11 protein-coding genes are annotated in these 15,041 nt (G+C 34.2%); 7 read left to right on the forward strand and 4 right to left on the reverse strand.

Annotation, left to right across the window (positions count from 1 at the left end):
- The first annotated feature begins 29 nt into the window (after positions 1–29).
- Positions 30–644: a response regulator gene (locus ABD011_RS00260; RefSeq protein WP_131508799.1), complete on the forward strand. Its 615-nt coding sequence runs from the start codon at positions 30–32 to the stop codon at positions 642–644.
- On the opposite strand, the gene ABD011_RS00265 is transcribed toward ABD011_RS00260, so the two are convergent.
- On the reverse strand, positions 625–2,571 hold the full coding sequence (locus ABD011_RS00265; protein WP_343795056.1) for a histidine kinase dimerization/phosphoacceptor domain -containing protein: 1,947 nt from the start codon (positions 2,569–2,571) through the stop codon (positions 625–627). The two genes, ABD011_RS00260 and ABD011_RS00265, sit on opposite strands and share 20 nt — an antisense overlap.
- Positions 2,572–2,697: 126 nt before the next feature.
- On the opposite strand from ABD011_RS00265, the gene ABD011_RS00270 reads away from it, so the two are divergent.
- Entirely contained in the window at positions 2,698–5,283 is a 2,586-nt protein-coding gene (locus ABD011_RS00270) for a T9SS type A sorting domain-containing protein (protein WP_343795057.1), read from the forward strand.
- A gap of 53 nt (positions 5,284–5,336) precedes the next feature.
- Here the strand turns inward: ABD011_RS00270 and ABD011_RS00275 are convergent, their stop codons facing one another.
- Positions 5,337–6,749 (reverse strand): aldehyde dehydrogenase family protein, encoded by a 1,413-nt coding sequence (locus tag ABD011_RS00275; RefSeq protein WP_343795058.1) that lies wholly within the window; start codon positions 6,747–6,749, stop codon positions 5,337–5,339.
- A 176-nt stretch (positions 6,750–6,925) separates the two neighbouring features.
- Here ABD011_RS00275 and ABD011_RS00280 point away from each other — a divergent pair, with 176 nt between their 5' ends.
- From ABD011_RS00280 to ABD011_RS00290, 3 genes are all read left to right on the forward strand, one after another.
- Entirely contained in the window at positions 6,926–7,192 is a 267-nt protein-coding gene (locus ABD011_RS00280) for a hypothetical protein (RefSeq protein WP_129760939.1), read from the forward strand.
- Positions 7,193–7,291: 99 nt separating this feature from the next.
- Positions 7,292–10,141, forward strand: coding sequence for a DNA polymerase I (gene polA, locus ABD011_RS00285; protein ID WP_343795059.1), 2,850 nt, complete (start codon positions 7,292–7,294; stop codon positions 10,139–10,141).
- Between the two features lie 20 nt (positions 10,142–10,161).
- Positions 10,162–11,115, forward strand: coding sequence for a bile acid:sodium symporter family protein (locus ABD011_RS00290; protein ID WP_343795060.1), 954 nt, complete (start codon positions 10,162–10,164; stop codon positions 11,113–11,115).
- A gap of 12 nt (positions 11,116–11,127) precedes the next feature.
- Here ABD011_RS00290 and ABD011_RS00295 read toward each other — a convergent pair whose 3' ends face one another.
- On the reverse strand, positions 11,128–12,084 hold the full coding sequence (locus ABD011_RS00295) for a helix-turn-helix transcriptional regulator (RefSeq protein WP_343795061.1): 957 nt from the start codon (positions 12,082–12,084) through the stop codon (positions 11,128–11,130).
- Between the two features lie 230 nt (positions 12,085–12,314).
- Between ABD011_RS00295 and ABD011_RS00300 the strand changes: the two genes are divergently transcribed.
- A complete protein-coding gene (locus ABD011_RS00300; protein ID WP_343795062.1) occupies positions 12,315–12,806 on the forward strand; it encodes a DinB family protein in 492 nt (163 codons plus the stop codon).
- Between the two features lie 10 nt (positions 12,807–12,816).
- Positions 12,817–13,035: a hypothetical protein gene (locus ABD011_RS00305; RefSeq protein WP_343795063.1), complete on the forward strand. Its 219-nt coding sequence runs from the start codon at positions 12,817–12,819 to the stop codon at positions 13,033–13,035.
- A 5-nt stretch (positions 13,036–13,040) separates the two neighbouring features.
- On the opposite strand, the gene ABD011_RS00310 is transcribed toward ABD011_RS00305, so the two are convergent.
- Positions 13,041–14,990: a YgiQ family radical SAM protein gene (locus ABD011_RS00310; RefSeq protein ID WP_343795064.1), complete on the reverse strand. Its 1,950-nt coding sequence runs from the start codon at positions 14,988–14,990 to the stop codon at positions 13,041–13,043.
- Between the last annotated feature and the right edge of the window lie 51 nt (positions 14,991–15,041).

A 15,041-nucleotide genomic window follows, 5' to 3' on the forward strand; every position in this document is an offset into this window, starting at 1 on the left:
GCTATCTTTAAATTATAAAACAATGCCTTATGTCAGCCATTCGTGTACTTATTATTGAGGACGACCCAATCATTTCTGATGACATAAAAGATATGCTTACTAGTGCAGATTATTTTGTGGTTGGTATTGCCTATGATAAAAATGACGCTTTACAAGCAGTAGATGAATTGCAACCTGACTTAATACTTTTAGATATAAATTTAGAAGGTGAATATGAAGGTTTTGAAATTGCTGAACACATAAATAAAACACGTAAAATCCCGTTTTTATACCTAACGTCATACTCTAGTAAAAACATAATTGAGCGCGCAAAAAACACATTCCCTATGGGATATATTGTTAAACCTTTTAATGAGCGCGAACTATTTTCTAGCATTGAAATTGCCTTACATAATTTTTCAAAGTTTGTGCTTCCTGTAGCACTTAATCGCGACACAATAAATAATTTAATAACAACACCTTTAACGCAAAAAGAATTTGATGTGCTAAAAGGACTTTACAGCGGAAAAACAAATCAGCAACTAGCCGATGAGCAATTTGTAAGTGTCAATACTATTAAAACCCATATTAAAAATATTTACGAAAAACTGAATACACATACACGGTCAGAAACTATTACACTTCTTAACGAGCTGCTTTATTAGTTTTAGGAATTGTTATACTTATATGCGTTCCGTGAGTATTGTTAGTCTCAATAGTTGCTTTCAACTTTTGCGTTAACGAGCGTATTAATCGTTGTCCAAAGGTTTCTTCTTTACCTCTTTTTATTATTTTTTCTGAAATACCAACACCATTATCAAAAACAACAAGGTTATAGTTCATTGCTGTTTCAGTCATTTCAATCTGAATTTTTGGTTCTAAATTTGCTTCTACACTATTAAAAGCGTGTTTTAAAGAATTGGTCACCAACTCATTCACAATAAGCCCAATATGAATTACCTTTTCAATATCTAGCACTATATCTTTTGCTTTTACTGTCGCAGTAATTTCTTTTCCTGTTTTGTGATACGAACTAAAAATACTATCAACCAATCCTTCAAAATAACTCTGAATATTAACTGTTGTTAAATCTTCGCCAGTGTATAAATTTTTATGAAGAATTGCCATAGACTGCACGCGGTTTCTTCCATTTTGAAGTGCCTCAAGCGCTTTCGGGTCTTCTACATATTTAGACTGTAAATTGAGTAAGCTAGATATCATCTGTAAATTATTCTTTACACGATGATGTGTTTCATGAAGCAACAATTCTCTATCACTTAACGCCTTGGAAATGGTGTTGTTTTTGCTTTTAATTTTTCGATAAAGTTGATATAAAGCAATGGCTGCAATACTTAACAATAACAAGGCTACAAGCGATATGAGTTGAATAGATTTTGATCGTGATAATTTAGTTTCAGAAAGCTCTTTTTCTTTATTGAGCAACGTAATTTCAGCATCCTTTTTTTGCTGATTGTAGCGCGCATCTTTTTCAGCTATAATCTCGATAGATTCTTCCGAATAAATAGAATCACTCAACCTTTTAAAGGCTTTAAAATTGATTAGAGACGATTTATAATCGCCATTTTTTTCATAAGCTTCAGATAGTAATTGATAAGCCGCTTGTTGCTGATACAATGATTGATGCTCATCATAGCTAAATACATCTTTTAAGTGTGAAATAGCTTCCGGATAACGTTTCAGCTTAATGAGTACTTCACCCATATTCAGCTTTGATTCGCACAAATTATATGTACTACTTAAGTTTTCTCGAATTTTTAAAGCTTTTAAATGTTCTTGGTAAGCATCGTTTAACCTACCTTGTTCTTGCCTTAACACACCTAAAAAATCATAATGAAAGCCCATTTCACGCAACGTAGGAAACACTGAATTCAGCGCTTTTTGTTTCATTAGGTGCATTTCAGCTTTATCAAACTCACCCAATTCAGTATAAAGCATCCCTAAATTGGCATTAGCACTTGCCATACCAGCACTGTCATTGAGTTTCTCATATTGTTCTAAAGCTAAAAGGTATTTGTCTTTACCTTTTTCAATTTGATCCATGTTAAGGTAAAACCCAGCCAAAGAGTTATTGATATCAGCTTTTTGTTCGGCAGTTCCAAGCTTATCATAAATGCTAGCAACCTCAATCAAGTGGTTTTGAGAAATAACATTATTACCCAAAAACATATTTATAGTTCCTATAAAATGACCGCTTTTAGCCATGTCAATAGAATCCTTTTTTCGTTTGGAATAATTGTAAATAGATTGATAATAATCTAAAGCCGTTTTATAATCGCCTTGCCAACGATGACTAGCGGCAAAAATGTAGTTATTTCGTATTACCGCACTACTATCAGTTGATTTAATGTAAGCCTCCTGAAGCTTATTTGCTATGTTTTCAGCTCTATCAGGATCACGCTGTACCAAATGCTCACCTAGCAAAAAAAGCGCGTCCTTTTTTAGAGTTTTAGAAACGTTGCTATCAATAATTGTTTGCAAACTATCCTGATAAGCGTCTGGTTTGGCATCTTGAGCATACGAATACAAACCACTTAAGGTTACGAAAAGGCAAAAACTAAAAAATTTACACATTGATTTTCAAGTTAGTGAAACAAATTTACAAAACCATTTCTTCAAAAAATCACCCAAAAGTATGAAATAGAGTTGCCTGTATTATAAGAATTTAGCAACGCTATATTAATCACAACTTTATTACTTATGAAAACAAGATTTACTTTTTTGGCTTTTTATGTTCTTTTTGGAATAGCAGTATTTGCACAACCGAGTAATGATGCCTGTACTAGCGCACAATTTATTACTATAAACACATCATTTCAAAATATTGATTTTGATTTAACTAACGCAACTGTCAATAATGAATCTGGTTGCTCTGGAGATTCGGTAGATGACTATGTAGATGTTTGGTATCAATTTATTATGCCTGTTACAGGTAAAATTTACATTAATGGTTCAGTTACTAAAAACAGATTTAATATTTATAATGGCTGTAATGGTACAGAATTGCACTGTTTTACCAGCAATAAGCTTATTGATGACCTTATACAAGGAAACTCCTATATATTAAGAGTTCGTAGGTGGCTGCTACACAACGATGGTAATAATCAATCTTTTTTAATAAGAGCCTACGAAACTCCAGCAAATGACACATGTAATAATTCTGAAACGATTATTGTTGATAACACTGTTCAATCAGTAGACTTTAACATAGGTGGTGCTGTAATAAACAACGAAGTAGGCTGTAATGGAGATTCTCCAGACGATTATACTGATGTGTGGTTTGATTTTACAATGCCTGTTACTGGTTATTTCAACATTGAAAGTAACTCTTCATTTAACAACTTTGTATTGTATGATGCTTGTGCTGGCAATGAAATAGTATGCTTTAACCAATCACAAACACTAACAACATTAACACAAGGGCAAAACTATAAATTACGCATTTATAGAACTGAAGCTGCAACCCTTTCGCATCTCGGTTTAAGTTTTACTGTTCAAGCTTATGAGTTTAGCCTTAATGACAATTGTTTAAATGCAGAAAACATCAACCTTACAACAAACACTCAAACAATAAACTTCAGTATGCTTGGAGCAACTATTAACAATGAAATTGCTTGTAATGAAAGTAGTGCTGATAATTATGCTGATCTTTGGTATAGTTTTACAATGCCTGTTGATGGGTCATTAGAAATAATGAGTGCCTCAATTGTAAATAAGTTTTCATTATACGATGCTTGTAATGGTACTTTAATCTATTGTTCGCCTTTATTTTACGAGACTTCTATCCCATTGTATGTTGATGAACTTGAGCAAGGAGAAAGTTATGTATTAAAAATATATAGAGAAGAAGACCAAGTGGATAATATGTCTTACAATTCCTTTACCGTAAAAGCGACTGACCCAACTATTTTAGATTGCTCATCTCCAGAAGCTCTTACGGTTACAACAACAGAAACTACCATTGATTTAGACTTGGATTCAGCAGTTTATAATCATGAAATAGGTTGTGATGATACAGATATTAGTGACTATACCGATTTTTGGTATGAATTTACAATGCTAGAAGATAGCAACTTGTACATAAATGTCACAACCCATTTGAATGCTGCCATTTATGATACTTGTAATGGTAATTTATTGTACTGTTTCTCTGAAGACAAGCTTTTCGATGAGTTAACTGCAGGCGAAACCTATTTATTACGTGTGTTTAGGTCTCTGTACACACCTACAACATTTGGCGAACATTTCAGCTTTAGAACCTATGACCACATAGCCAATGATGACTGTAGTAATGCCGAAGTACTACCTACATTAACTTCAGATAATACAGCAATTTACTTCAATTTAGGAGGTGCAAGTGTTAGCACTGAAGAAACCTGCATAGGTGATTCAGATTATATTCTAGACGCTTGGTGGCAGGTCACTATGCCTGTAACAGGAAACTTATTTATTGACACTCCTGGAGGAAATGGTATCGCCATTTATGATGCTTGCAATGGTAATGAGCTATTTTGTAATGCTTCAGAAGCCTCGCCAGATTCCTTTAAACTCATTGACAATTTAATTGAAGGTAACACGTATTTGATTCGTTTTTTCAATACTGAATCTACTTTGTTTGATAGTGAATTTCAAACCATGAATTTAAGGGTCTATGAAAGGGCTGAAAATGATGCTTGTGCAAATGCAGAAACCATTCCCACCATAACAGATACAGCGCAAGAAATAAGCTTTTACACATTGGGTTCGGTGATTAATGAAGAATATGGTTGTGGCACATTCAATCTAGAAGATTATGTTGATGTTTGGTTTGAGTTCACTATGCCCAACCTTCCCGGAAATCTAACTATCACAAGTTATGTTTACAACCATTATGCAGTTTTTGATGCTTGCAATGGTAATGAAATACATTGCTTTCAAGGATCAGACCAAGTGGAAGGACTTATCCCAGGAGAAACCTATATTTTGAGAGCTTTTCAAAGACAAAACGAAATGTTTCATCCCTATGCGTTTTTTGATATTTGGGTAGATAATACTTTAGGAATTGAGGATCAATCTTTAGAAAACACCATTAACATCTACCCAAATCCAGTAAGGGATTACATCAATATTTCTATTCCTGACCATCAAACAATAACAGCAATACAATGTTATGACTTAATGGGTAAAGAAATTTTTAATTCAACCTACAAAGAACAAATTAATGTTAGTCATTTAAAATCTGGCCTTTATCTACTTAAAATTGAAACGCTCTCCGGAAGTTTTATAAAAAAGATTATTATTGAATAGTGTTTTTTTAGTTTAGTTAGTTAAAAAGGAACAATCTATTAGGTTGTTCCTTTTTAAAACCATTTAATAGTTAAGTCTACTAATTTCTGCTTAAAGTTATTGTAAGGAGGCATTAGTAAATCTACAGCACCAATAGTGTGTTGTTTTAATACAGACCGTTGATTGGTAAATTCCAAAAAGCCAAAATATCCATGCGATTTTCCAATTCCGCTATTGTTTGATCCTCCAAAAGGTAAATTATGGTTTAAAAACTGTAACAAATTGTGGTTAACACAAGTACTTCCTGCTCTTGTGTTATTAATAATGTGTTTTATAGTCTTCTTATTTTTACTGAAAATATATAAGGCAAGCGGCTTTTCTTTTGAATTAATATAGTCGATAACCTCATCAATATTACCGTAAGTTTTTACAGGAAGAATTGGTCCAAAAATTTCGTTTTTCATCAGTGCACTATCTTCAGAAGCATCAAAAACTAAAGTAGGTTCTATATAATTATCTTCTTCTTTATAGCTTCCTCCTATTTCTATAGTTGCATTTTTTAATGATGCATCTTCTAAATAAGACTTTAATCGTTCAAAATGTTTTCTGTTTATTATCCTAGCCAAAGAGTTGGACTCAGAGGCTTTTTCTGAATAGAATTCATCTAAATGCTGTTTAAAACTTGCTATAAATGCTGTTTTAATAGTTTCGTTTATGAATACATAATCTGGAGCAATACAGGTTTGACCAACATTCATGAATTTTCCAAAAATTATTTTCTTCACCACTTTATCCAAATTGGTGGTATCATCAATTATGGTTGGCGATTTACCTCCAAGTTCTAAAGTTACTGATGTTAAATGCTCCGAAGCTGCTTTCATTACTATTTTACCAACTTGTGGAGAACCTGTAAAAAAGATATGATTAAAAGGTAGCTTTAAAAGTTCCTGAGAAACTTCTACCTCTCCTTCAACTAGCGCAATTTCATTATCGTCAAACAACTCCTCAATTATATCACTCATCACTTTAGAGGTATGAGGTGTCATTTCGCTAGGTTTTAAAATTACAGTATTGCCTGCTGCTATTGCAGAGACTAATGGTCCAAAAGTAAGATTGACAGGAAAATTCCATGGTGAAATAATTAAACAAACACCTTTTGCCTCGTTTTTAATATATGATGAGCTTCCTAAAAGAGAAATGGGTGTTTCTACTTTTTGAGGCTTTAACCAAGACTTTAGATTTCGTTTTACAAAATTAATTTCATCGATAACAGGATATATCTCAGTTAAGTCAGTTTCTAACTGTGGTTTCTTGAAGTCACTATACAATGCATCTCTAAGCCTTTGTTTATAGGTAAACTCTAATGCGTTCTTTAAACGGTTAAGTTTCTTTATACGTGCTTTGTATGTTGTATTCCCAACAGAAAACTGATTGATTTTCTGACTGTTAAACAGATTTAAATAGGTATTTTCACTCTTATTTACCATTTCTAAACAACGTTTTTATTGGGCTCAAAGCTCATTTTGTGCATTTCACCGATGTTTTTTACCATGCTTTTCATCTTATCTAGTAATCGACTGTTTTCATCTAAAATATTTAAACTAGCCTTAAATGTTACGTTTCTTTGACAAGAATTTTAAAATAAACCCTTTATAACAAGGTCATGAAAAAAGTTTTAATATTTTTAGTTTTTTTAAGTTTACCTCTACTTTCTGTAGGACAAAATGATATCGCTACTAACAAAAATAGTGATACTATTGAAACTACAACTAAGAAAGAAGATACTCAGTCTAAAAAAGAGACTACAGATAGTTCTAAATTCAAATCAGAATTAATGAACTTAAACCACAAAAAAAGCAATGATATTATTAGTATTAAAGCTTACAGAAAAAGTTTACAAATAAAAGTAAAGACCATAAAGCTTTGCTAGAATAAATAAAGATTATAAAAAAAGCCGAAACAATTGTTTCGGCTTTTTTTATTAGTATTCTTAAGTTTTGTAGTTTTATAGACTTCAAAATTTCAAAAAATGTCAGACCAAAAACGTCTTTTCCTAGTCGATGCTTACGCGTTAATTTTTCGTGGGTATTACGCCTTTATTAAAAATCCAAGAATCAACTCAAAAGGCATCGATACGTCTGCCATTATGGGTTTTATGAACTCACTTTTAGATGTTATAAAACGTGAGCGTCCAGACCATTTAGCCGTATGTTTCGATAAAGGTGGAAGTACAGATAGAGTAGAAATGTTTGAGGCTTACAAAGCCAATCGCGACGAAACGCCAGAAGCCATAAAAGTTGCCGTACCTTACATTCAAGAGATTTTAAAAGCAATGCATATTCCTATTATGGTGAAGGAAGGTTATGAAGCCGACGACGTTATAGGAACCCTATCGAAACAAGCCGAAAAACAAGGTTATCAAACCTTTATGGTTACACCTGATAAGGATTTTGCGCAGTTAGTGTCTGAAAATATTTTTATGTACCGTCCAAAATCGTTTGGAGGTGGTTACGAAACTTGGGGCATTCCAGAAGTACAGAAAAAATTTGAAGTTGAAGATCCGTTACAGGTAATTGATTTCTTAGGAATGATGGGAGATTCCAGCGACAACATCCCAGGTTTACCTGGTGTTGGCGAAAAAACTGCGAAAAAATTCTTGAAAGCCTACGGAAGTATAGAAGGTTTGTTTGAAAACATCCACGAACTGAAAGGTAAAATGAAAGAGAAAGTTGAAGCTAATCAAGAATTAGGCTTACTGTCGAAAAAACTGGCTACCATAATGCTTGATGTTCCTGTGGAATTTGATGAAAAAGATTTTGAAATGTGCGACCCAGATATTGAAGCAGTCAAAACCATTTTTCAAGATTTAGAGTTTAGACGACTTACTGAAAACTTCTTAAAAACTTTTGCTGCGGAAGATACTCAAGTAACTGCTGAAACAACATCGAAAACGGAGGAAAAAGTAAAACCAAAAACAATCTCAACAGCTGGTGCAGGTCAATTTTCTCTATTTGGAGGCGATGTTAATGAGGTAGATACCGAAACAAACTCAGCATCGCATACCCGAAAAACCGCAGAAACCACAAGCCATTTTTACCAAAGTGTCGCTTCTGGTATGGCAACAAAACTTTTCATTAAAAATTTAATGAATCAAACTTCGGTGTGTTTTGATACTGAAACCACAGGTTTAAATCCGTTAACTGCCGAATTAGTTGGTATTGCATTTTCATGGGAAATTGGTAAAGGATTTTACTTGCCATTTCCTGAAGATAAAACCGAAGCACAAGAACTTATTGAACAGTTACGTCCGTTTTTTGAAAGTGAAACCATTGAAAAAATTGGTCAGAATTTAAAATACGACATTAAAGTTTTAGCCAAATACAACATCGAGGTAAAAGGCAAATTGTTCGATACCATGTTAGCGCATTACCTCATCAATCCAGATATGCGCCACAATATGGATGTTTTGGCAGAAACCTATTTGAATTACACACCAATTTCTATTGAAACGTTAATTGGCAAGAAAGGAAAAAATCAGCTTTCAATGCGCGATGTTCCTCTGGAAAAACAAACCGAATATGCTGTTGAAGATGCCGACATTACCCTTCAATTAAAAGAACATTTTCAAAATGAATTAGGCGAAGCCAATACGCAAACCTTGTTTGATGATATTGAAATTCCATTACTGCGCGTTTTAGCAGCTATGGAATTGGAAGGCATTAATTTAGACAAAGAATTTTTAGCATCACTAGCAGAACAACTAAACAATGATATTGCTACACTTGAAAAGCGCATTTACGAAGCTGCTGGCGAAGAATTCAACATTGCTTCACCTAAACAATTGGGTGTTATTTTGTTTGAAAAAATGAAGCTGGTTGACAAACCTAAAAAGACCAAAACTGGGCAATATTCTACCGCTGAAGATGTATTGAGTTATTTGGCTAAAGACCACGAAATCATTCAAAACATTCTTGGCTTTAGAGGTTTAAGCAAACTTAAAAGCACCTATGTTGATGCGTTACCACTTCAGGTTGAAGAAACCACAGGAAGAGTACACACCGATTATATGCAAACCGTTGCTGCTACTGGTCGTTTAAGTAGCAACAACCCGAACTTACAGAACATTCCTATTCGTACCGAGCGTGGTCGTCAAGTGCGAAAGGCGTTTATTCCTAGAAGCGAAGATTACACCCTTTTAGCTGCCGATTATTCTCAAATTGAATTACGCATTATCGCAGCCTTAAGTGAAGAAGAAACCATGATTGAAGCCTTTAACAACGGTGAAGATATTCACGCTTCAACCGCTGCAAAAGTGTTTAATGTAGCTATTGAAGACGTCACACGCGAACAACGTAGCAACGCCAAAACTGTAAACTTCGGTATTATTTATGGCGTTTCTGCTTTCGGGTTAAGCAATCAAACTAATTTATCTCGTAGTGAAGCCAAAGAGTTAATCGACACGTATTACGAAACCTATCCGAAGTTAAAAAACTACATCAGCAAGCAAGTCGATTTTGCACGCGACCATGGCTATGTGCAGACCGTTTTAGGCCGTCGCAGATATTTAAAAGACATCAATTCTAGAAACGCGGTTGTTCGTGGTGCTGCCGAACGTAATGCGGTAAATGCGCCAATTCAAGGTAGTGCTGCCGACATTATTAAACTCGCTATGATTGCCATTTACAACAAACTTGAAGCTGGCAATTACAAAACAAAAATGCTACTGCAAGTGCACGATGAATTGGTTTTCGACGTTTATAAACCAGAACTAGAAACCATTTCAACTTTAATTAAAACCGAAATGGAAAACGCTTATAAACTAGCTGTACCGTTAGATGTTGAGTTGGATACGGGTAACAACTGGCTTGAGGCGCATTAATTTTTTAATCTTTTTATAATTTGAAAATAGACAAGTTTGTTCTTGCTATTATAATCGTTGTTATAACAGCATATATTTATCCACATTTAGGTGCTGGTGAAAGCGCAAAACTTTTAAATACGCTGAGCAGTATTGGTATTTCACTCATCTTTTTTTTCTACGGATTAAAATTGAGTCCAGAACAGATAAAATTAGGGTTAAAAAACTGGAAATTACATGTGCTTATTCAAAGTATAACGTTTGTAGTTTTCCCTTTAATTGTGTTGGCAGTGCAACCCTTTATTTCTTCCGATAATAAATCGTTGTGGTTAGCTTTTATGTTTTTGGCAGCTTTACCTTCAACCGTTTCGTCCTCAGTGGTTATGGTATCTATTGCAAAGGGTAACATTCCTGCTGCTATTTTTAATGCGAGTATTTCGGGACTAATTGGAGTTGTGCTCACACCGCTTTGGATTGGTTTTTTTATGACTTCTACCAATACCGATTATAGTTTAATCGATGTTTATCAAAAATTGTTATTGGAAATTTTAGCACCTGTTATTCTTGGTTTATTGTTACGACGTTTTTTAGGTGCTTTCGCATTAAAACACAGTAAAAAAATAACACTGTTTGATAAAAGCGTGATTTTATTAATTATCTATAAAAGCTTTTCAAAATCCTTTTTAGACCGCATTTTTGACAACTTAAGTATTATCAACTTAATTGGCGTTTTTCTTCTGGCTGTTGTATTATTTTGGCTCGTGTATTTCTTAATCGGATTTATAAGTAAGAAACTTAATTTCACTATTGAAGATCGCATTACAGCTCAATTTTGTGGTACCAAAAAATCGTTAGTTCATGGTACGGTATTTTCGAAAATACTATTTCAAAATGCTTCTTTTTTAGGCGTTATTTTACTACCAATTATGATGTTTCACGCATTTCAAATTTTAGCTATAAGCGTGATTGCTTCAAAACATTCTAAACGGAATTAAGTGTTGTTTGAATTAAAGTTTAGAAATAGCCTTTTCTAGAATACTTTTTATCTGGTACTTTAAACTTTCAGGTTCTATGATTTTTGCATAATCTGAAAAAACGATATACCATCTTGAAAAACCATGTTCTACATAAGGTGTTAAGAATGTCATTTCAACATAATTGCCTTTTACTTTTTCTGACACAAATCCGTGTTGCCATTTGCTATTGTTTATAAATCGAACAACAGATTTATCTACCTGAATAACTACTTTTGTTTTTTCTACGTCATTCAATTTGTTGCGGTAATCATCTAAGGTAATATGCTCTCTGGTAAAACCATGTTGAGTAGGTTTTATAGCTTGCATTCTATCGGTTCTGAATTGACGGTAATCCTTCCGAAGATGGCAAAAGCCCAACACATACCAAAATCCTGTTTCGTGATAGATGCCAACAGGCTCTACAAAACGTTCGGTAGGATTTTCGTTGTTAAGCGCCTGATATTTTAGATGTACTTGACGCTTTTCTGCAATACTTTCAAAAAGTACTTCAAGCGCATTGGGCAAATCATCATTAAATAGTTTATGAGAAGGGTCGACTAATATTTGAGATTCTAAAGCCGAAATCCAATCCTTTTCACGTCCACGTAATACGGATTTCAACTTCAACATTGCAGATTCGTAGTAATTTCCTAACGATTTATCTACAAATTTCTGCATGAGTTTTTCGGCAGCAACAAAACTACCTGCTTCTTCGCGTGTAAACATAACTGGTGGCAAACGATACCCTTCCATTATAGAATAACCAACACCTGCCTCACTAATGATAGGCACACCAGAAGCCTCTAGCGTACGAATATCGCGATAAATGGTTCGTAAACTTACCTGAAACCTATCGGCTAATTCTTGTGCTTTTACAATGCGTTTGGATTGCAATTGAATAAGTATGGCTACAATTCTATCAAAACGTTTTACAGTGTCTAAACTCATAATGCTGTAACATATATCCCAAAGATAGGTTTTCAGGTTGAAGTTTGTATTTAATTTACCCTTCAACATAATTATTAATCATTAATAAGACACAAAAATAGATGTGGTGTATGACAAGGGTTTGTCAGTTGAAATTTTTTAAAACTTTATTTTTTACTACTGACACAAAGCTGTCACTATGCACTTGTAATTTTGATTTCAAATAACAAGAACATCAAAAAACAAAAAACATGGAAACAAACACCAACACTACATTACAAACAGTAATTACACCTGAAGAATTACTAGCCCATTGGCAAGGACATCGTAACTTAACTCGACGTGTTATTGAAGCTTTTCCGGAAGACGATTTTTTTAATTATTCCATTGGTGGCATGCGCACCTTTGCCGAAATGGTTATGGAACTTTTGGGTATTGCAGGACCAGGAATAAAAGAAATTGCCACGGCAGAAACAGCACAACTCATAGAAAACGTAGAACACAACAATAAGAAAGCTCAAATTTTAGAGTTGTGGGATAAGGCCACCAAAGATATTGACACCTATTGGACACAGATAAAACCAGAACAATTTCATGACACCATTAAAAGTTTTGGTCAGTATGAAGGTACTGTTTGGTCATCTATTTTTTATTTCATTGACAATGAAATTCATCATCGCGGACAAGCCTATGTGTATTTACGTGCTTTAAATATTGAACCACCTTTCTTTTACGAACGCTAAAATTTACAGCATGAATTCTGTTTTGGTCTTTAAAACATCTATCACTTCAAATCGTGAAATTAAAGAGTTAAAGCCTGTTTTAAATAGCTTAATTGCCAAAAATGGATATTGGAATTTTGACTTGGAAGATTGTGACAATATCTTCCGAGTTGAAACCAAAACCATTACACCTTATGCTATTTCACAGGCCTTTAAAAGTCTTGGTTTTTATTGTGAAGAATTGGATTAGAAAACCTATTTACGCTTTCTCTTCTTATACTTCACCTTATTTTTTCGTTGGTTAAAAGGCACAGCATCGTTAAAGGTATTTTTAGTTTTTCCTGGTTTATTTTTACGCCATTTTTCATCTTTTTTAGGCAATAAAACATCAAGTAAATCTTGTCTTCCTAATTTATTAAGCGTGTTTTTTATCCAGGCTTTGTTTTCATCCTTATACCAAAAGAAAAAACGGTGTTGTTCGTCTTTTTCCTTTCTGGTTTTTGGCGTATTCACTTTTTTAAGTGTATACGGATGATAACCACTGTAATAAATCACTGTTGCTACCGTCATTGGTGTTGGCGTAAAACCTTGTACTTGCTCAAGCTGAAAGCCCATATCTTTAGTTTCGGCAGCAAGATTAGCCATATCCTCTACTTCGCAAGCTGGATGATTTGAAATAAAATACGGAATTAACTGTAAGTTCAGTTTATTCTTAATATTGATTTTATCGAAACGTTCTTTAAACTTATGAAAGTAACTAAACGAAGGTTTTCGCATTAATTTCAAAACAGGATCACTGGTGTGTTCTGGCGCCACTTTAAGTCGACCAGAAACATGCTTCGTCATCACTTCTTCGGTATAATCATCTAACTCCTTTGGGTCGGCATTTTTATTGAATTCTGGGACCAACATATCGTGTCTAATTCCAGAACCGATAAATGATTTTTTAACCTTCGGATGACTATCAACCGCTTGATATAATTCGGTTAACGGTTTATGAGATGTATCTAAATTGCTACAGATTACTGGCGAAATACAACTTGGTGCCACACATTTATCGCAAATAGATTGTACTTTACCTTTCATTTGGTACATATTAGCACTTGGTCCGCCAATATCAGATAAATAGCCTTTAAAGTCAGGCATATTGGCTACTTTATCAACTTCCTTTAATATAGACTCCTTGCTACGACTCGCTATAAATTTTCCTTGATGTGCTGAAATAGTACAAAAACTACAGCCACCAAAACAACCACGATGAATGTTTATAGACGTTTTTATCATCTCGTAAGCAGGAATTGGCCCACGCTTATTGTATTTTGGATGTGGTAAACGTGTGTAAGGCAAATCGAAAGAGGCATCAATTTCGGCTTCCGTCATTGTAGGATAAGGCGGATTAATCATCAACATCTTACTACCAACACGCTGAAAAATTCGTCTTGCAGCTAACTTATTAGACTCTTGCTCTATTACTTTAAAGTTAGATGCGTAAGCCTTTTTATCTTTTAAACAGGTTTCGTGTGAAGCAATTTCAACATCTTCCCAATTTTTGTTTTTTGGGATATCATTTTCATCATTAATAAGAATCGCTGTTTGGTTAACTGTATTAATACTATTGAAAGGGACTCCACGCTCTAGTAAACGTACAATTTCACGAAGTGGTTGTTCACCCATTCCGTACACCAACATATCTGCTTTAGAGGTTTCTAAAATAGTTGGCATTAATTGATCGCTCCAATAATCGTAATGTGTTACACGACGTAAAGAGCCTTCAATACCACCAATTAAAACTGGTGTATCTGGCCATTTTTCTTTTAAAATTTTACTATAAACGGTTGATGCATAATCTGGTCTAAATCCAATTTCGCCATTTGGCGTGTAGGCATCTTTATCGCGACGCTTTTTATTGGCGTTGTAGTTGCTAATCATAGGATCCATGCAACCACCTGTAACACCGAAGAATAAACGTGGTTTACCCAACTTAACAAAATCCTGAAGATTATCGTTAACGTTTGGTTGTGGTACTATGGCCACTCGTAAACCCATACTTTCTAACAAACGTCCAATTACTGCTGGACCAAAGGTTGGATGATCTACATAGGCATCTCCGCTAAACAGGATAACATCTAGGTATTCCCATCCGCGAATTTTCACCTCTTTGTTTGTGGTAGGTAACCAACTAGAAAGTCTTAATTCTTCTTGCATAACGGCACAAAGGTAAATAGAAATTACTACTTAATTGCAAGCACTCCTGTT

Origin of the sequence: Gaetbulibacter jejuensis, from assembly GCF_039524015.1 — a bacterium.
Classification (GTDB): Bacteria; Bacteroidota; Bacteroidia; order Flavobacteriales; family Flavobacteriaceae; genus Gaetbulibacter_B; species Gaetbulibacter_B jejuensis.

What these genes read in the sequence shown, in the direction of transcription:
- ABD011_RS00300 (WP_343795062.1), top strand. Translation starts at nt 12,315, where the DNA reads ATGGAAACAAACACCAACACTACATTACAAACAGTAATTACACCTGAA.
- polA (WP_343795059.1), top strand. Translation starts at nt 7,292, where the DNA reads ATGTCAGACCAAAAACGTCTTTTCCTAGTCGATGCTTACGCGTTAATT.
- ABD011_RS00280 (WP_129760939.1), top strand. Translation starts at nt 6,926, where the DNA reads ATGAAAAAAGTTTTAATATTTTTAGTTTTTTTAAGTTTACCTCTACTT.
- ABD011_RS00305 (WP_343795063.1), top strand. Translation starts at nt 12,817, where the DNA reads ATGAATTCTGTTTTGGTCTTTAAAACATCTATCACTTCAAATCGTGAA.
- ABD011_RS00270 (WP_343795057.1), top strand. Translation starts at nt 2,698, where the DNA reads ATGAAAACAAGATTTACTTTTTTGGCTTTTTATGTTCTTTTTGGAATA.
- ABD011_RS00260 (WP_131508799.1), top strand. Translation starts at nt 30, where the DNA reads ATGTCAGCCATTCGTGTACTTATTATTGAGGACGACCCAATCATTTCT.
- ABD011_RS00295 (WP_343795061.1), bottom strand. Translation starts at nt 12,084, where the DNA reads ATGAGTTTAGACACTGTAAAACGTTTTGATAGAATTGTAGCCATACTT.
- ABD011_RS00265 (WP_343795056.1), bottom strand. Translation starts at nt 2,571, where the DNA reads ATGTGTAAATTTTTTAGTTTTTGCCTTTTCGTAACCTTAAGTGGTTTG.
- ABD011_RS00275 (WP_343795058.1), bottom strand. Translation starts at nt 6,749, where the DNA reads ATGGTAAATAAGAGTGAAAATACCTATTTAAATCTGTTTAACAGTCAG.
- ABD011_RS00310 (WP_343795064.1), bottom strand. Translation starts at nt 14,990, where the DNA reads ATGCAAGAAGAATTAAGACTTTCTAGTTGGTTACCTACCACAAACAAA.